The sequence below is a fragment of the Cronobacter sakazakii genome (assembly GCF_000982825.1).
Classification (GTDB): Bacteria; Pseudomonadota; Gammaproteobacteria; order Enterobacterales; family Enterobacteriaceae; genus Cronobacter; species Cronobacter sakazakii.
In genome coordinates this window covers 2,595,218-2,611,611 of sequence record NZ_CP011047.1, presented here as the reverse complement: position 1 = coordinate 2,611,611, position 16,394 = coordinate 2,595,218, and the positions used below count along the sequence as shown (strand labels likewise).

Genomic DNA, 16,394 nt, shown 5'->3' with positions numbered 1-16,394 from the left:
CAAAAAAATAACCGACGCGTTGACGTCGGTTAATATCTTATTTTGCAGGGCGCGTATTTTGCACCACTTTAAGGCAGGATGACAAGACGTTGAGACCTTCTGTCACAATTTCTTTCTCAGCGGTGAGCGGGATAAGGAAACGGATGACGTTCGCACGCACGCCGCAGGTCAGTAAAATCAGCCCGTGACGCCCTGCCTCCTGCACCAGTTGCTGGGTCAATTCTTTGTCCGGGCGATGGCTGTCGCGCTCATGCACCAGCTCCATCGCCACCATCGCGCCGACGCCGCGCACATCGCCGATACAATCATACTCCTGCGCCAGCTCTCGCAGACCGCTCATCAGCAGTTCGCCCTGGGCGATGGCGCGCGCGTTTAATTGCTCCTGCTCAATGAGATCGATCACCGCCAGCGCCGCCGCGATACTTACCGGCGAGCCTGCGTAAGTGCCGCCAAGCCCGCCCGGCAGCGCTTTATCAAATAGCGCCTTTTTCCCCACCAGCGCCGAGAGCGGGAATCCGCCCGCCAGGCTTTTCGCCATGGTAATGAGATCCGGCTCGACGCCTGAATGTTCGATGGCAAACGTTTTGCCGGTCCGGCAAAAGCCGCTCTGGATCTCATCAACAATCAGCACAATGCCGTGTTTATCGCACAACGCGCGCAGCTGCTGCATAAACTCGGCAGAGGCGGCGTAAAACCCGCCCTCGCCCTGTACCGGCTCGATAATAATCGCCGCCACCTCTTCCGGTGCCACGTCCGCGGCGAAAATCCCCGCCAGCGACGCCAGCGCCTGGGTGTCGCTCACGCCGAGATATGCCGCCGGGTAAGGCGCGTGATAAATGCCCGCCGGGAATGGACCATAGCCTTTTTTATACGGCTGCACTTTGCCGGTGAGCGCCATGCCAAGCAGCGTGCGGCCATGAAACGCGCCGCGAAACGCAATCACCGCCGAGCGCCCGGTGGCGATACGCGCCACCTTGATGGCGTTCTCCACCGCCTCAGCGCCGGTTGAGAGAAACAGCGTCTGGCACGGCTCGCTGATGGGAGCCAGCCTGTTCAGGCGTTCCGCAAGCTCAATGTAATTGCCATAAGGCGTTACCTGAAAACAAGGGTGCGTAAAATTATCGAGCTGCGCCTTAACGGCCTCGATAACCGCCGGGTGGTTGTGCCCGGTATTGAGCACCGCAATGCCGGAGGCGAAATCGATATAGCGCTTCCCCTCCACGTCCCAGATCTCCGCGTTCTTAGCCCGCGCCACAAATACCGGCAGCGCGTTACCCACGCCCTGCGGCACCGCTTCCTCGCGTCGCGCCTGCCACTGCTGATTGCTTTGCATCATTGACTCCTGTGCGCAAAAAGCCTCCGCCCAAAAAGACGGAGGCAACATTATTTTCATCGCTATATCGGGGGGCGTTAACGTCTGGAAAAAGCGTTACGGCAGTTATTACATCGCGAAAAAGCGTGGCGAAAACCGCTTAAATAACGCCCGTTATCAAAACATAGCTCAAGGCGGAGGTTCTGCCAGAGCGGGCGCGTGGAAAGTTGACCCGCTGCGAATGCTCAACTACAGGATCTGTATCCCAGCGAAACAGGCGAGCCAGCATGACCGTAAACACACCGCCGCTCATCGGCGTATTGATGTGTCAGAGTAATCAGGACGAGCAGTTAATCTTAACGGTGGAAAATCTTTATCTGGCACCGCTTTATCACTCTGGTGCTGTGGCCATTCCCCTGCCCCACCATCTGGCGGACGATCCGCTCTATCTGGCGGCAGCGCTGAAATCGTTGAGCGGGATTTTTCTCCCTGGCAGCCCGTGCAACATTGAGCCGCACCACTACGGCGAAGAGGCGCAGGAGACCAGCAACGATCCGGGGCGCGACAAACTGGCGCTGATGCTGGTGCGCCATGCGCTGAATACCGGCCTGCCGCTGCTTGGTTCATGCCGCGGCGTGCATGAGATGGTGGTCGCCACCGGCGGCAAGCTCTGGCGACAACTGCATAATGTCGAAGGGCTGCGCGAGCATGAAGTGAACCCGAACGGCAGTCCGGAGGCGAAATTCGCGCCGGTGCACGGGCTTGAGATTACGCCCGGCGGCTGGCTCGACAGCTGGGTCGCGCCCGGTGAAACCGTGCGGGTGAATACGCTGCATCAGCAAGGAATACGCGAAGTGGGGCCCGGCGTGTTTATCGAGGCGCGCGCCGACGACGGGCTGATTGAGGCTATCAGTATTCCGGAGCACCCGTTCGCCTTCGGGGTACAGTGGCACCCGGAATGGGGCGCGCTGCACGACGAGCCGCTTTCAAAACAGATCTTCGATGCCTTTGTGGCCGCCTGCCGCGTCTGGCAGGCTGACCATCAGGCGCTTACTCCATTGGCATAACGAGCGGGTCCGGGTAGAGATACTCGAACCCCAGTTCATGGCAGATCCGGTTGCCGTCAATCAGCTTGCCTTTGGTGCCCGCCGGGCTTTCGCTAAAGCGCGGCGGCTCAAGACCAAGCTGGCGCGCCATCACCGGATAAAATTCCGCGCGCGTCGGGTGTTGCGGGGCGCACAGGTTATAAATATGCCCGCCTTTGGGCGACTGCAACAGGAGGGTAATGGCACCGATCACGTCCTCAAGATGCACGAGATTGACGCCATGTCCGCCGTTCGGGCCCGTTTTACCCGCAAAGAAACGCCCCGGATGACGCCCCGGGCCGACAAGCCCCGCCAGGCGCAAAATATCCACTGACGTACCCGGTAAATTATGCAGCCATTGCTCAAGCTCTCTTAACACGCGCCCGCTTTCGGTCACCGGATTTGCGGGCGTCGTTTCTTTGCAGATGCCTTCCGCCTCGCCGTAGACCGAGGTGGAGCTGGTAAAAATGATCCGTGGGATCTGGTGCGCCAGCGCGCTGTCTACCACCTGCTGCACCGCCTGTAAGTAATATTCGCCGTTGCCGCCGGTACGCCGCGCGGGCAGCGTCACCACCAGCGCGTCGGCGTTAAACAGCGCCTCCAGATCGTCGCTGTCGCACACCATTTCCGGCAACAGCTCCAGCTGATAGCTTTCGATACCGCACATACGTGCGGCTTCCACGCCGTCAGCCGTGGTTTTGCTGCCAGCGACCTGCCAGCCACGGGCGTTAAGCGCGAGCGCCAGCGGCATACCCAACCACCCTAATCCGACAATCGCGACCTTTTTCATTGCGTTCTCCTGCTCCGTCTTTGCGTCTGCCTCTTTTCAGGCTACGCCAGCCGCCGCAGGCTGACAATTGATGTAGTGAATATGAAAGGTTTTAATGATGAAAAAAAGCCCTTGCCTTCTCTGCCCGGTATGGTTTACGGTTAAGACAGGTTTTGAATAAGCATTCAACAAGAGAATTTTATGACACGCGTTCAGTTTAACAACCACCACCATCACCATCATCCTGATTAGTCTTTCAGGCGATGTGTGCTGGAAGACGATCGGATCTTCCAGTGGTGCATGAACGCTAAGAGAGCCCCCGGAAGATCATCTTCCGGGGGCTTTTTTATTGGGCGTTGGCAGACGAATTTAACGAGATCAACAAGGATAAGGCGAGATGACAGACAACAACCGTTTACGCATAGCTATTCAGAAATCCGGCCGTTTAAGCGATGATTCGCGCGAACTGCTGGCCCGCTGCGGCATAAAAATTAATCTGCACACCCAGCGTCTGATTGCGCTGGCGGAGAATATGCCTATCGACATCCTGCGCGTGCGCGATGACGATATTCCGGGCCTGGTGATGGATGGCGTGGTCGATCTCGGCATCATCGGCGAAAACGTGCTGGAGGAAGAGCTGCTGACCCGCCGCGCCCAGGGCGACGACCCGCGCTACTACACGCTGCGTCGCCTCGATTTCGGCGGCTGCCGCCTCTCGCTCGCCACGCCGGTCGATGATGTCTGGGAAGGCCCGGAAAGCCTGAATAACAAGCGTATCGCCACCTCTTACCCGCACCTGCTTAAACGTTATCTCGATCAAAAAGGCGTGCAGTTTAAATCCTGCCTGCTGAACGGCTCGGTGGAAGTCGCCCCGCGCGCCGGGCTTGCCGACGCCATCTGCGATTTAGTCTCCACCGGCGCGACCCTTGAGGCCAACGGCCTGCGCGAAGTGGAAGTGATTTACCGCTCGAAAGCCTGTCTTATCCAGCGCGACGGCGAGATGCCGGCCGTGAAGCAGCAGCTTATCGACAAACTGCTGACCCGTATTCAGGGCGTTATCCAGGCGCGCGAATCGAAATACATCATGCTGCACGCGCCGACCGAGCGCCTCGATGAAGTCATCGCCCTGCTGCCGGGTGCCGAGCGCCCGACTATTCTGCCGCTGGCAGGCGATCAGCAGCGCGTGGCGATGCACATGGTGAGCAGCGAAACCCTGTTCTGGGAAACCATGGAAAAACTGAAAGCGCTGGGCGCCAGCTCCATTCTGGTGCTGCCGATTGAGAAGATGATGGAGTGACCGCCATGACCTTTACGACGATCGTTGACTGGAACGCCTGTAGCGCACAGCAGCAGCGTGAACTGCTGATGCGCCCGGCTATCTCGGCTTCAGAAAGTATTACCCGTACCGTGGCGGAGATCCTTGATAACGTCAAAGCCCGCGGCGACGCGGCGCTGCGTGAATACAGCGCGAAGTTTGATAAAACCGACGTCGCGGCGCTAAAAGTCACCGCTGAAGCGATCGACGCCGCCGCCGCGCGTCTTGACGATAATGTCAAACAGGCGATGGCCGTTGCCGTCGCGAATATCGAGAAATTCCACCGCGCGCAACAGCTCGCGCCTGTGGATATCGAAACCCTGCCCGGCGTACGCTGCCAGCAGGTGACGCGCCCGGTGGCGTCGGTCGGGCTTTATATTCCGGGCGGCTCCGCGCCGCTCTTCTCGACGGTGCTGATGCTCGCGACGCCCGCGCGCATCGCGGGCTGCAAACGCGTGGTGCTCTGCTCTCCGCCGCCCATCGCCGATGAAATTCTCTATGCCGCGAAGCTCTGCGGCGTGCAGGAAGTCTTTCAGGCAGGCGGCGCGCAGGCGATTGCCGCGCTCGCCTTCGGGACGGAAAGCGTGCCGAAAGTGGATAAAATTTTCGGGCCGGGTAACGCCTTTGTGACCGAAGCCAAACGCCAGGTCAGCCAGCGTCTCGACGGCGCGGCGATCGACATGCCTGCCGGGCCTTCCGAAGTGCTGGTGATTGCCGACAGCGGCGCGACGCCGGATTTCGTCGCTTCCGATTTACTCTCGCAGGCCGAGCACGGCCCGGATTCGCAGGTGATTCTGCTCACGCCGGACGCGGCGATGGCGCAGGCCGTGGCCGACGCCACCGCCCGCCAGCTTGAGGCGCTGCCGCGCGCGGAAACCGCCCGCCAGGCGCTCTCGGCAAGCCGCATCATCGTGGCGCGCGATCTCGCGCAGTGCGTGGCTATCTCTAACCAGTACGGCCCGGAGCACTTAATCATCCAGACCCGCAACGCACGCGAGCTGGTCGATGACATCACCAGCGCAGGCTCCGTCTTTTTAGGCGACTGGTCACCGGAATCAGCGGGCGACTACGCCTCCGGCACCAACCATGTGCTGCCGACATACGGCTACACCGCCACCAGCTCAAGCCTCGGTCTGGCGGATTTCCAGAAGCGTATGACGGTGCAGGAATTAACGCCCGCGGGCTTTTCCGCGCTGGCTGAAACCATCGAAACCCTGGCGGCAGCAGAACAGCTCACCGCCCACAAAAACGCCGTGACGCTGCGCGTGGCAGCCCTGAAGGAGCAAGCATGAGCATTGAAGAACTCGCGCGCGAGAACGTGCGCACTCTGACGCCCTACCAGTCTGCGCGCCGTCTTGGCGGCAATGGCGATGTGTGGCTGAACGCGAATGAATATCCGCTGCCCGTCGAGTTTCAGCTGACCGCGCAGACGCTCAACCGCTACCCGGAGTGCCAGCCGAAACGCGTCATCGAACGTTACGCGCAATACGCCGGTGTGACACCTGAGCAGGTGCTGGTCAGCCGCGGCGCGGATGAAGGCATTGAGCTGCTGATCCGCGCCTTCTGCGAGCCGGGGCGTGACGCCGTGCTCTACTGCCCGCCGACCTACGGCATGTACAGCGTCAGCGCCGAAACCAGTGGCGTGGAGTGCCGCACCGTGCAGGCGACGGACGGCTGGCAGCTTGATCTGCCTGCGATTGCGGAACAGCTTGACGGCGTTAAAGTCATTTTCGTCTGCAGCCCCAATAACCCGACCGGCCAGCTGATTAACCCGCAGGATCTGCGCACGTTGCTGGAGATGGCGCGCGGCAAAGCCATCGTGGTGGCGGATGAAGCCTATATTGAGTTCTGCCCGCAGGCGACGCTCGCGGGCTGGCTTGGCGAATACCCGCACCTCGTCGTGCTGCGCACGCTCTCTAAAGCCTTTGCGCTCGCCGGGCTGCGCTGCGGCTTTACGCTCGCGAATGAAGAGGTCATTAACCTGCTGCTGAAGGTCATTGCACCCTACCCGCTCTCGACGCCAGTGGCGGATATCGCCGCCCAGGCATTAAGCCCGGAAGGCATCACCGCGATGCGCGAGCGCGTGGCGCAGGTGCTGGCTAACCGCGATGCCCTGATAGCGGGCCTGCGCGAGACGCCGTGCGTCGAGGCGGTTTTCGACAGTGAAACCAACTATGTGCTGGCGCGCATTACCGCCTCCAGCGCGGTATTTAAATCGCTGTGGGATCAGGGCATTATCTTAAGAGACCAGAACAGACAACCGACACTCAGCGGCTGCCTGCGCATTACCGTCGGCACCCGCGAAGAGTGCCAGCGCGTGATTGATGCCCTGCGTGACCAACCCGGCCTTGCGGCCACGGAGCGAGTATGAGCCAGAAGTATCTCTTTATTGACCGCGACGGCACGCTGATTGCCGAGCCGCCGGAAGATTTCCAGGTCGATCGTTTTGACAAGCTGGCCTTTGAGCCGGACGCTGTCCCGGTACTGCTGCAACTGCAAAAAGCGGGCTTTAAGCTGGTGATGATAACCAATCAGGACGGTCTTGGCACCGCCAGCCTGCCGCAGGCGGATTTCGACGGCCCGCATAACCTGATGATGCAAATTTTTACCTCTCAGGGTGTGCTCTTTGAGGACGTGCTGATCTGCCCGCACTTCCCGACGGACAACTGCGACTGCCGCAAGCCTAAAACAAAGCTGGTCGAGCGTTATCTCGAACCGGGCGTGATGGACGCGGCGAACAGCTATGTGATTGGCGATCGCGCGACCGACGTGGAGCTTGCGGAAAACATGGGCATTACGGGCCTGCGTTACAACCGTGCCGACCTGAACTGGGCGGCCATCGGCGAGCACCTGACGAAGCGCGATCGCTATGCACACGTTGAGCGCAGCACCCGTGAAACCCAGATTGACGTTAAAGTATGGCTGGACCGCGAAGGCGGCAGCAAAATCAACACCGGCGTCGGCTTCTTCGACCATATGCTGGACCAGATAGCCACCCACGGCGGCTTTCGCATGGAAATCGGCGTCAAAGGCGATCTCTATATCGACGATCACCACACCGTGGAAGATACCGGCCTGGCGCTCGGCGAAGCCCTGAAGCTGGCGCTTGGCGACAAGCGCGGCATCAACCGCTTCGGCTTTGTGCTGCCGATGGATGAGTGTCTCGCGCGCTGCGCGCTCGATATCTCCGGGCGTCCGCACCTCGAATATAAAGCCGAGTTCAATTATCAGCGCGTGGGCGATCTCAGCACCGAGATGGTGGAACACTTCTTCCGCTCGCTCTCCTACACTATGGGCGTCACGCTGCACCTGAAAACCAAAGGCAAAAACGACCATCACCGCGTCGAAAGCCTGTTTAAAGCGTTTGGCCGCACGCTGCGCCAGGCGATTCGCGTTGAAGGCGAAACGCTGCCCTCTTCAAAAGGAGTGCTGTGATGAACGTGGTGATTCTGGATACCGGCTGCGCCAACCTGCACTCGGTACAATCGGCGGTGCGCCGCCACGGCTATGAGCCCGTGGTGAGCCGCGACCCGGATCTGGTATTGCGCGCCGATAAACTCTTTCTGCCGGGCGTCGGCACCGCCGAGGCGGCGATGCAGCAAATTATCGAGCGCGATCTGGTGGATTTAATCAAAGCCTGTACCCAGCCGGTACTGGGGATCTGTCTCGGTATGCAGCTGCTCGGCAGCCGCAGCGAAGAGAGTAAAGGTGTGGATCTGCTGGGCATTATCGATCAGCCGGTGCCGAAAATGACCGACCACGGCCTGCCGCTGCCGCATATGGGCTGGAACCGCGTGTATGCCAAAGCGGGCGACCGGCTGTTTCGCGGTATTGAGGATGGCGCCTGGTTTTACTTCGTGCACAGCTACGCGATGCCGGTGAACGCCAACACGATAGCACAGTGCACCTATGGCGAGGCATTCACCGCCGCGGTGCAGAAAGATAACTTCTGGGGGGTGCAGTTCCACCCGGAGCGTTCAGGAGCCGCGGGCGCGCAGTTGCTGAAAAACTTCCTGGAGATGTAAATGATTATTCCGGCTCTCGATTTAATTGACGGCGCGGTGGTGCGCCTGCATCAGGGCGATTACGGTAAGCAACGTGATTATGGCCGCGACCCGCTGCCGCGCCTGCAGGATTACGAAGCACAGGGCGCGAAGCTCCTGCATCTGGTGGATTTAACCGGCGCGAAAGATCCGGCGAAGCGCCAGATTGCGCTGATTCAAAAGCTGGTGGCGGGCGTCAACGTGCCGGTACAGGTCGGCGGCGGCGTGCGCAGCGAAGATGACGTGGCGGCGCTGCTGGACGCAGGCGTGGCGCGCGTGGTGGTCGGCTCGACGGCGGTAAAAGCGCCGCAGGACGTGCAGCGCTGGTTTCAGCGTTTCGGCACCGACGCGCTGGTACTGGCGCTGGATGTGCGTATCGACGACGCCGGCAACAAACAGGTGGCGGTCAGCGGCTGGCAGGAAAATTCCGGCGTGACGCTGGAAACGCTGGTGGAGAGCTATCTCCCCGCAGGGCTTAAGCATGTGCTGTGCACGGATATCTCCCGCGACGGGACGCTGTCTGGCTCGAACGTGGCGCTGTATGAAGAAGTCTGCGCGCGCTATCCGCAGGTGGCGTTCCAGTCCTCCGGCGGCATCGGCGAACTGTCAGACATTCGCGCGCTGTGCGGCAGCGGTGTCTGCGGCGTGATTGTCGGCCGCGCGCTGCTGGAAGGCAAATTTAACGTAACGGAGGCGATCCAATGCTGGCAAAACGGATAATCCCTTGCCTTGACGTACGCGATGGGCAAGTCGTCAAAGGCGTGCAGTTTCGCAACCATGAAATCATCGGCGACATCGTGCCGCTCGCGAAACGCTACGCCGAAGAAGGCGCCGATGAGCTGGTCTTTTACGATATCACCGCCTCAAGCGATGGCCGCGTGGTGGATAAAAGCTGGGTCACACGCGTGGCGGAAGTCATCGATATCCCCTTCTGCGTGGCGGGCGGGATCAAAACCCTGGAAGACGCGGCGCAAATTCTCTCTTTCGGCGCGGACAAAATTTCCGTCAATTCCCCGGCGCTGGCCGATCCAACGCTTATCACAAGGCTTGCAGATCGCTTCGGCGTGCAGTGCATCGTGGTGGGCATTGATACCTGGTTTGATGAGCAGACTGGTAAATATCACGTCAACCAGTACACCGGCGACGAAAGCCGCACCCGCGTGACCCAGTGGGAAACGCTGGACTGGGTGCGGGAAGTGCAGCAGCGCGGCGCGGGTGAAATTGTGCTGAACATGATGAACCAGGACGGCGTGCGTAACGGCTATGATCTGGTGCAGCTGAAAAAAGTGCGTGAGGCGTGCCGCGTGCCGCTTATCGCCTCCGGCGGTGCCGGGACGATGGAACACTTTCTGGACGCCTTTCGTGAGGCGAACGTCGACGGGGCGCTGGCCGCGTCAGTGTTCCACAAACAGATTATTAATATTGGCGAGCTGAAAGCGTTTCTGGCTCAGCAAGGCGTGGAGATACGGGTGTGTTAACAGAACAACAGCGGGCCCAACTGGACTGGGCAAAAACCGACGGGCTGCTGCCGGTCGTGGTGCAGCATGCGGTTTCCGGCGAGGTGCTGATGCTGGGTTACATGAATCAGGAGGCGCTGCGCGAAACCGAGCAGAGCGGCAAGGTCACGTTTTTCTCGCGCACGAAGGGGCGTCTGTGGACCAAAGGCGAAACCTCCGGCCATTTTCTCAATGTGGTGAGCATTACGCCGGACTGCGATAACGATACGCTGCTGGTGCTGGCTAACCCGATTGGGCCAACCTGCCATCTCGGCACCTCGAGCTGTTTTGGCGAAGCGCATCACCAGTGGCACTTCCTTTATCAGCTTGAAGAACTGCTGGCCGCGCGTAAAACCGCGTCGCCGGAAAGCTCTTACACTGCGAAGCTCTACGCCAGCGGCACCAAGCGTATCGCGCAAAAAGTGGGTGAAGAAGGCGTGGAGACGGCGCTTGCTGCAACCGTACACGACCGCGAAGAGCTGGTGAACGAAGCCTCTGACCTAGTGTATCACCTGCTGGTGCTGCTTCAGGATCAGGAGCTCGATCTCAGCGCGGTGATTGAAAACCTGCGCGGACGGCACAAATAATCCTTCGGGCATGACGCATAAAAAAGGCCGCATCACGCGGCCTTTTTTAATGCTGAAAGATTAGCGCACTCTGTTGGCGCTGTGTTCGCGAATCGCGTTGCGACACAGCACAATACCGCAGCCGATTAACCCGCCGAGAAGGACGGAAAGCACCAGCACCAGCGCGCGTTTCGGGCTGTCACGGCGCAGGGGTTCGGTCGGCTTCATTACATAGCGATACGCATGCAGTGAAGATTCGTCGATTTTAAGCTTCGAGATATCCAGCAGGTTTTGTTTAGTCTGGTAATACGCATCACTAAAGACCAGCGGACGCGTCGATTCGTTTTTAATCATCGATGAGAGCGCCTCGCTGCCCAACAGGAACAGCGTATCCTGTGTGACTTCCTGCGCCTGCGGCATCTGTGGCGAAGTGACATTCGATTCCTGCGCGAATTTAAGCGCTTCGGCGATCTGCTTGATACGCAGTTCTTTCTGCTCCTGCGCCACTTTCTCCTGCGTCGCAAGCGATTCCTGCAGCTCTTGCTGACGGGCAGTCACGTTATCGGTAAGGTCTTTATTCAGCTCTTTGGCGATTTGCTCATCCACCTGCTGAATATATTCCGCCAGTTTTTTCTGCGCTGACTGTGCGGTTGCTCCCTGATAAGTCACTTTCAGCGGCAGCGGCTGACCTTTTACTGCCGTATCGATGGTCAACTGTTCTGGCTCTTGCTGGTTTTGCAGCGTTTCAGACAGCGCGGAAAACGCAGAGCTGAAACGCCCCACTACGCGCTGCTGCACGTCGGTGACGTTGGGCGCAGCGTTGCCATACAGGATATTCATGGCGTTGTTGTAACTGGCAATCTGACCGGCATCCGGCATGGTCACGATAGCTGTCGATGTCCATTTTTCTTTAGCGACGAAAAGATAAAGTACGGCAAGCACGATCATCACGATGATCGTGGTAATGATAGTGACCTTCCCCCGCCAAAGCTGCGCCAGAAGGTCGAATAAATCGATTTGTTCCTGGTTACTATTGCTGCGGTGAAAAGCGTCACCCTGAAATTCTTTGCTCATAGAGTCCTTAATTGTCATCTAGTTATTATGAGTAAGCCACACCAGTCTTGAGTGTAGATGCAAGGCATTATAATTGCATAGCCAGGCGCAAAAGAGAGCTGGGAAAATACTGAAAAACAATGCACTTACTGGTTACTTTTAAGGCAGTGCACGGCTCCCGGGGCTGTCATCAGACGTAAAAAAAGCCCGGCGAAACCACCGGGCTTGTCATTTGAATCAGTAAAACCTTATTCCATCCACTCGGTGTGGAATACGCCTTCTTTATCGGTGCGCTTGTAGGTATGCGCGCCAAAGTAGTCACGCTGTGCCTGAATCAGGTTCGCTGGCAGCACCGCAGAACGATAGCTGTCGTAGTAAGCGATAGCGGCGGAGAAGGTCGGAGTCGGGATACCGTTCTGTACGGCATACGCCACAACATCGCGCAGCGCCTGCTGATAGTCATCAGCGGCTTTCTTGAAGTACGGCGCCAGCAGCAGGTTCGCGATGGACGGATTCTCTGCGTAGGCGTCAGTAATTTTCTGCAGGAACTGAGCACGAATGATGCAGCCCGCGCGGAAGATCTTCGCGATTTGGCCGTAGTTCAGATCCCAGTTGTACTCTTCAGACGCAGCGCGCAGCTGAGAGAAGCCCTGCGCGTAAGAGACGATTTTACCGAGGTACAGCGCGCGGCGGACTTTCTCGATAAATTCGCCTTTATCGCCTGCGAACGGTTTCGCCTGCGGGCCGCTCAGCACTTTGGATGCCGCGACGCGCTGCTCTTTCAGAGAGGAGATATAACGCGCGAATACCGATTCAGTAATCAGGGACAGCGGTTCGCCGAGATCCAGCGAGCTCTGGCTGGTCCACTTACCAGTACCTTTGTTGGCGGCTTCGTCCAGAATGACGTCAACCAGGTAGTTACCGTCTTCATCTTTTTTGGTGAAGATATCTTTGGTGATATCAATAAGGTAGCTGCTGAGCTCGCCTTCGTTCCACTCAGCGAAGGTTTTCGCCAGATCTTCGTTAGACAGGTTCAGACCGTGCTTCAGCAGGGAATAGGCTTCTGCAATAAGCTGCATATCGCCGTATTCGATACCGTTGTGCACCATTTTCACGTAGTGACCCGCGCCGTCTGGCCCGATATAAGTCACGCACGGTTCACCTTCCGCTACGGCCGCGATCTCTTTGAGGATCGGCGCAACCAGCTCATAAGCTTCTTTCTGGCCGCCAGGCATGATGGACGGGCCTTTCAGGGCGCCCTCTTCGCCACCGGAGACGCCGGTGCCGATAAAGTTAAAGCCTTCTTCGGAGAGTTCACGGTTACGACGGATGGTGTCCTGGAAGAAGGTGTTACCGCCATCAATAATGATGTCGCCTTTTTCCAGATAAGGCTTCAGGGAGTCGATAGCCGCATCAGTACCGGCACCTGCTTTCACCATCAGCAGGATACGGCGCGGGGTTTCCAGCGACTCGACAAACTCCTGAACGGTATAATAAGGAACCAGTTTTTTGCCCGGATTTTCGGCAATAACTTCTTCAGTTTTGTCACGAGAGCGGTTGAATACGGAGACGGTATAACCACGGCTTTCAATGTTGAGCGCCAGGTTGCGCCCCATGACTGCCATACCGACGACGCCGATCTGTTGCTTGGACATTACATACTCCTGTCAGGTGTGGTCACCGCGACTTGTGCGCGGGTGTTATGTAACTACGATGTTAACTCATAGATAGCGAATTTGAATAGAAATTGATAACAGCAAAGTTATAACTGAGCGAAGAATGCTCATTGGTAAACCTTATCGTTCCAGGGCATTCCGAATAGGATTTCAAAGTTAATAAAGTCAAAACATTTATAATTAAAAAGTGCTTTAGCTACTTTTATTGACGCCATGTTTTTTTACTGCTCGAACAACATAGAATGAAAAATACCATGCTGACTTTATAGAATTAAATTTAAGGTAAGTTCTGTAAAACGACCATTGTGATGAAAGAATTTTTATCTTATTTGAAGAAAGACTTTCATGTCCCTCTCTATAAAACGCAAGTTCTTCTGGTAAACACCAGGCATAATCAATTTTTTCTAGTATTTTTAGCCATAAAGCCATATCCTGGCGTTTGCGAATTTCAGGCATATAAACCTTACCAAGCTTTTGAGCATCATATATCGCAGTTAGGCATCCTATAACATTGGATTTTAAAAGCTCAGAATAGTTAACTCGTGCTGGAGGATTGATATGGCCTATTACGTTACCTTTCTGATTGATTTTTTTATATGCAGTGTAAGTCAATGCATAGTTGTTGTTAAGCATGAAGGCTACTTGTCTGGACAGTTTTTCCGGATGCCACATATCATCACTATCCAAAAAAGCAATAAAGCGCCCTTTTGCATTTTTAATACAATTATTACGGGATATACCAGCGCCTGAATTCTTATCGTTGAAAAATAGTTTTATTCGTGGTTCTTTATTAGCAAACTCTTTTAACAAACGGATAGTGCCATCACTCGAACAATCATCAGTTATGATTAATTCCCAGTTGGTATAGGTTTGCCTAATGATTGAATTTATACTATCAGCGATAGTTAACTCAGAATTCCAGCTAGGCATAATAATTGATACAAGATTACTCATCATTTCTTTTATAATTGCCTCTAAAAGAATTCGAATCAAGATTAAAATAATTCATAGCGTTTAAAAATTGTTGCGTATTCTGATCATTTAGTACGTTTATCTTCTCGAGGCCTTTTGTGAAGCCAGTGATAATCGGTGTAAAATGCGTACTGTCATCATTGATCAAAATAGCGTTATATCCGCGAGCTGTAGTTAGCGCTTTATACCAAATGTCATCGGCATAGGGACACAGTTTATTTATCGCCTCGTAATCGGCTACACGTGCGTCGAGCGAATCTCTAGGATAACACACGCCTGATACACCTGTGGGAAGTAACTCATTGCCTGTTATTTCTTTTCTTCGCGCAAGCGGCCAGACTGGATAAGCGACGAGACTACCTGCATCGTTAAACAGAATAGCACGGCCTCTGTAACAGTAAACAGCATCAGGATTATCACTTATATTAGATTTAAAACCATCGATCCAATTTGTTGGGTAAAATACGTCGTCGTCAGCGGTAATATAGAAATCGTAATCAGGATAATAACCAGGTACAAAAGAAAGTTTTTTATAAGATCTAACATCATTATCTACAAAAAATATTTCCAGCCCTCGCTTTTGCTGTCGGGATAAAATCCATCTCGCTATTCCCTGAGGTTTATCCTTTTTATGTAACCACATTACTATTTTTGCAGGGCGAACGTGTTGATGCAAGATACTCTCAATTGTCAAGAAAACAAAATTCTTACGTAAACCATAGCTAGTTAGCGTTACTAAAAATGTCGAATTTTTGTCAACCCCAGATGATTGAGAAAAAATCGCTCTGAAAAAGTAATATATGCTTTTTTTTATTGACTTGCATAACAGTATAATTTTTTTATCGAGTCTCATCGTAACTTTCCCCAGAGAATAAAGTTATATTTCTGAACTTTATTTTCCTTTCAAAGATAGTATAGAAAATAAAAATTAAAACAGTAACTTCAAACGGCATTAACAGGTAGTAGTAGTAATCAAACCAACTAAAAAAAAGAAACGACGTAATAAACGTATATATAATTAAAAAACATTGACTACGCTTCGCAAACCACAGCAATAAATATATGCAAAAAAACATGAAGAAATAGAAAACATATGCATAATACCCTCCGGCCAGCAACAGAGTACCCCATAGCGTTGGAACATTTCCAGTCGTACCAGTAATTTTATTGATTACGACAAAATACTTTGGGAGCGTTAGGTTTATCAAGTTGTCATTTAGTATTACATTGATTATATTGACCGGACCGGAAAAAAGCCCAAGAATGTCGCTTGGTATAAATGCATTATATAAACCATCAGAAATGTATACAGAAAATGTTAGAAGTCCCGAATAAAGATAGCCAAAGAAATGAATCATTATTTCTATTAATACAGTATTATAATCAACGTTTTCAGAACCTTCTCTAAAAAAAACCTTCATAAAATAGACTGAGAAAAATAAAGAAACGAGTAAAAATGCCAAAACCAGCGAAATAAACAAGAACTTTCTAATAGAGAGCTTTATATATCCAGCAACTATAGAGTACCAAAACATCCATACAAGCGGGATCATTACCCAATATTTAACTTGCTTCATAAATAAAAGCACAAGCACAAAAACTAACAGTAAGAAAACGGATTTGGTTCTTTTAGAGTAATATGCTTTTAGCAAAAATGGTATTAAAGCAACCAGGATAGCAAAAAAATGACCCGCGATGCCATAAGTGAGAGTCCCCTCAAAATCATCGCTTACAAAAGATCCAACCTCACTCCATCCTTTATAAATAAAAAAACAACATATAAGAGAAACCACTACTGTTATATTTATTATATTTTTCCGAATTTTAAGTCCGTAATATTTATCTGTCACACGAGTATTAAGAACAATGCCTTTGCTGAGAAATGACATCCCAAATGCACAGCTTAGACTTGCAAAAAGCCCGACAACATAAAATGTTGTTATAAAAAAGTAAACATTTGACTCTACAGGTAAAAAACCAAGAGACTCGCCTATGGCAGCATGTATAAACAATATTACATATATACCGATAACAGAAATCATTGAAGGCGTAATTTTTCGCCATATATAATAATCAAGACACGAACCGAAAAACAAAGACACAACAA

The 16,394-nt window shown here is 54.0% G+C and carries 17 protein-coding genes and 1 other annotated feature; of the genes, 10 read left to right on the top strand and 7 right to left on the bottom strand.

Features of this window, described 5'->3' with window-relative positions; all coding sequences use genetic code 11:
• Positions 1–37 precede the first annotated feature (37 nt).
• A complete protein-coding gene (gabT, locus tag CSK29544_RS12440; RefSeq protein ID WP_007900611.1) occupies positions 38–1,333 on the bottom strand; it encodes a 4-aminobutyrate--2-oxoglutarate transaminase in 1,296 nt (431 codons plus the stop codon).
• A 266-nt stretch (positions 1,334–1,599) separates the two neighbouring features.
• On the opposite strand from gabT, the gene CSK29544_RS12435 reads away from it, so the two are divergent.
• Complete coding sequence (locus CSK29544_RS12435) at positions 1,600–2,379, top strand: gamma-glutamyl-gamma-aminobutyrate hydrolase family protein (protein ID WP_029039274.1); 780 nt, start codon at positions 1,600–1,602, stop codon at positions 2,377–2,379.
• Here the strand turns inward: CSK29544_RS12435 and CSK29544_RS12430 are convergent.
• A complete protein-coding gene (locus CSK29544_RS12430; RefSeq protein ID WP_004385874.1) occupies positions 2,363–3,187 on the bottom strand; it encodes an SDR family oxidoreductase in 825 nt (274 codons plus the stop codon). The two genes, CSK29544_RS12435 and CSK29544_RS12430, sit on opposite strands and share 17 nt — an antisense overlap.
• 180 nt (positions 3,188–3,367) lie before the next feature.
• Here CSK29544_RS12430 and hisL point away from each other — a divergent pair, with 180 nt between their 5' ends.
• The 9 genes from hisL (at position 3,368) to hisIE (ending at position 10,607) form a co-directional block, all read left to right on the top strand.
• Positions 3,368–3,418, top strand: a complete 51-nt coding sequence (gene hisL, locus CSK29544_RS24260; RefSeq protein WP_071601073.1) for a his operon leader peptide — start codon at positions 3,368–3,370, stop codon at positions 3,416–3,418.
• Positions 3,394–3,516, top strand: a sequence feature (His leader region). It overlaps the preceding gene by 25 nt.
• 47 nt (positions 3,517–3,563) lie before the next feature.
• The gene (gene hisG / locus CSK29544_RS12425; RefSeq protein WP_004385872.1) at positions 3,564–4,463 is read left to right on the top strand and encodes an ATP phosphoribosyltransferase; all 900 of its coding nucleotides are present in this window, start codon (positions 3,564–3,566) and stop codon (positions 4,461–4,463) included.
• 5 nt (positions 4,464–4,468) lie between these two features.
• Complete coding sequence (gene hisD, locus CSK29544_RS12420) at positions 4,469–5,773, top strand: histidinol dehydrogenase (protein ID WP_007900601.1); 1,305 nt, start codon at positions 4,469–4,471, stop codon at positions 5,771–5,773.
• Complete coding sequence (gene hisC, locus CSK29544_RS12415) at positions 5,770–6,852, top strand: histidinol-phosphate transaminase (RefSeq protein WP_007900598.1); 1,083 nt, start codon at positions 5,770–5,772, stop codon at positions 6,850–6,852. The genes hisD and hisC overlap by 4 nt, the downstream gene beginning before the upstream one ends.
• Positions 6,849–7,916 (top strand): bifunctional histidinol-phosphatase/imidazoleglycerol-phosphate dehydratase HisB, encoded by a 1,068-nt coding sequence (gene hisB, locus CSK29544_RS12410; protein WP_004388509.1) that lies wholly within the window; start codon positions 6,849–6,851, stop codon positions 7,914–7,916. The genes hisC and hisB overlap by 4 nt, the downstream gene beginning before the upstream one ends.
• Positions 7,916–8,506: an imidazole glycerol phosphate synthase subunit HisH gene (gene hisH / locus CSK29544_RS12405; protein WP_007900592.1), complete on the top strand. Its 591-nt coding sequence runs from the start codon at positions 7,916–7,918 to the stop codon at positions 8,504–8,506. The genes hisB and hisH overlap by 1 nt, the downstream gene beginning before the upstream one ends.
• Positions 8,507–9,244, top strand: a complete 738-nt coding sequence (hisA, locus tag CSK29544_RS12400) for a 1-(5-phosphoribosyl)-5-[(5-phosphoribosylamino)methylideneamino]imidazole-4-carboxamide isomerase (RefSeq protein WP_007900589.1) — start codon at positions 8,507–8,509, stop codon at positions 9,242–9,244. It abuts the gene before it with no gap.
• The gene (gene hisF / locus CSK29544_RS12395) at positions 9,226–10,002 is read left to right on the top strand and encodes an imidazole glycerol phosphate synthase subunit HisF (RefSeq protein ID WP_007900586.1); all 777 of its coding nucleotides are present in this window, start codon (positions 9,226–9,228) and stop codon (positions 10,000–10,002) included. Before hisA ends, hisF begins: the two co-directional genes overlap by 19 nt.
• Positions 9,996–10,607: a bifunctional phosphoribosyl-AMP cyclohydrolase/phosphoribosyl-ATP diphosphatase HisIE gene (gene hisIE / locus CSK29544_RS12390; RefSeq protein WP_004388504.1), complete on the top strand. Its 612-nt coding sequence runs from the start codon at positions 9,996–9,998 to the stop codon at positions 10,605–10,607. The genes hisF and hisIE overlap by 7 nt, the downstream gene beginning before the upstream one ends.
• Positions 10,608–10,667: 60 nt before the next feature.
• On the opposite strand, the gene wzzB is transcribed toward hisIE, so the two are convergent.
• The 5 genes from wzzB to CSK29544_RS12365 all read right to left on the bottom strand — a co-directional run bounded on the left by wzzB (position 10,668) and on the right by CSK29544_RS12365 (position 16,329).
• Entirely contained in the window at positions 10,668–11,660 is a 993-nt protein-coding gene (gene wzzB, locus CSK29544_RS12385; RefSeq protein ID WP_007900583.1) for an LPS O-antigen chain length determinant protein WzzB, read from the bottom strand.
• A 227-nt stretch (positions 11,661–11,887) separates the two neighbouring features.
• On the bottom strand, positions 11,888–13,294 hold the full coding sequence (gnd, locus tag CSK29544_RS12380) for an NADP-dependent phosphogluconate dehydrogenase (RefSeq protein WP_007900580.1): 1,407 nt from the start codon (positions 13,292–13,294) through the stop codon (positions 11,888–11,890).
• 213 nt (positions 13,295–13,507) lie between these two features.
• Entirely contained in the window at positions 13,508–14,272 is a 765-nt protein-coding gene (locus tag CSK29544_RS22940; protein ID WP_071601492.1) for a glycosyltransferase family 2 protein, read from the bottom strand.
• Complete coding sequence (locus tag CSK29544_RS12370; RefSeq protein WP_029039276.1) at positions 14,262–15,140, bottom strand: hypothetical protein; 879 nt, start codon at positions 15,138–15,140, stop codon at positions 14,262–14,264. The genes CSK29544_RS22940 and CSK29544_RS12370 overlap by 11 nt, the downstream gene beginning before the upstream one ends.
• A complete protein-coding gene (locus CSK29544_RS12365) occupies positions 15,127–16,329 on the bottom strand; it encodes a DUF6337 family protein (RefSeq protein ID WP_234005003.1) in 1,203 nt (400 codons plus the stop codon). The genes CSK29544_RS12370 and CSK29544_RS12365 overlap by 14 nt, the downstream gene beginning before the upstream one ends.
• Between the last annotated feature and the right edge of the window lie 65 nt (positions 16,330–16,394).

Coding starts and splice junctions, on each gene's coding strand:
- CSK29544_RS12430 (WP_004385874.1), bottom strand. CDS start 3,187: ATGAAAAAGGTCGCGATTGTCGGATTAGGGTGGTTGGGTATGCCGCTG.
- CSK29544_RS22940 (WP_071601492.1), bottom strand. CDS start 14,272: ATGATGAGTAATCTTGTATCAATTATTATGCCTAGCTGGAATTCTGAG.
- hisH (WP_007900592.1), top strand. CDS start 7,916: ATGAACGTGGTGATTCTGGATACCGGCTGCGCCAACCTGCACTCGGTA.
- CSK29544_RS12365 (WP_234005003.1), bottom strand. CDS start 16,329: ATGATTTCTGTTATCGGTATATATGTAATATTGTTTATACATGCTGCC.
- CSK29544_RS12435 (WP_029039274.1), top strand. CDS start 1,600: ATGACCGTAAACACACCGCCGCTCATCGGCGTATTGATGTGTCAGAGT.
- gnd (WP_007900580.1), bottom strand. CDS start 13,294: ATGTCCAAGCAACAGATCGGCGTCGTCGGTATGGCAGTCATGGGGCGC.
- gabT (WP_007900611.1), bottom strand. CDS start 1,333: ATGCAAAGCAATCAGCAGTGGCAGGCGCGACGCGAGGAAGCGGTGCCG.
- CSK29544_RS12370 (WP_029039276.1), bottom strand. CDS start 15,140: ATGAGACTCGATAAAAAAATTATACTGTTATGCAAGTCAATAAAAAAA.
- hisC (WP_007900598.1), top strand. CDS start 5,770: ATGAGCATTGAAGAACTCGCGCGCGAGAACGTGCGCACTCTGACGCCC.
- hisB (WP_004388509.1), top strand. CDS start 6,849: ATGAGCCAGAAGTATCTCTTTATTGACCGCGACGGCACGCTGATTGCC.
- hisD (WP_007900601.1), top strand. CDS start 4,469: ATGACCTTTACGACGATCGTTGACTGGAACGCCTGTAGCGCACAGCAG.
- hisG (WP_004385872.1), top strand. CDS start 3,564: ATGACAGACAACAACCGTTTACGCATAGCTATTCAGAAATCCGGCCGT.
- hisA (WP_007900589.1), top strand. CDS start 8,507: ATGATTATTCCGGCTCTCGATTTAATTGACGGCGCGGTGGTGCGCCTG.
- wzzB (WP_007900583.1), bottom strand. CDS start 11,660: ATGAGCAAAGAATTTCAGGGTGACGCTTTTCACCGCAGCAATAGTAAC.
- hisF (WP_007900586.1), top strand. CDS start 9,226: ATGCTGGCAAAACGGATAATCCCTTGCCTTGACGTACGCGATGGGCAA.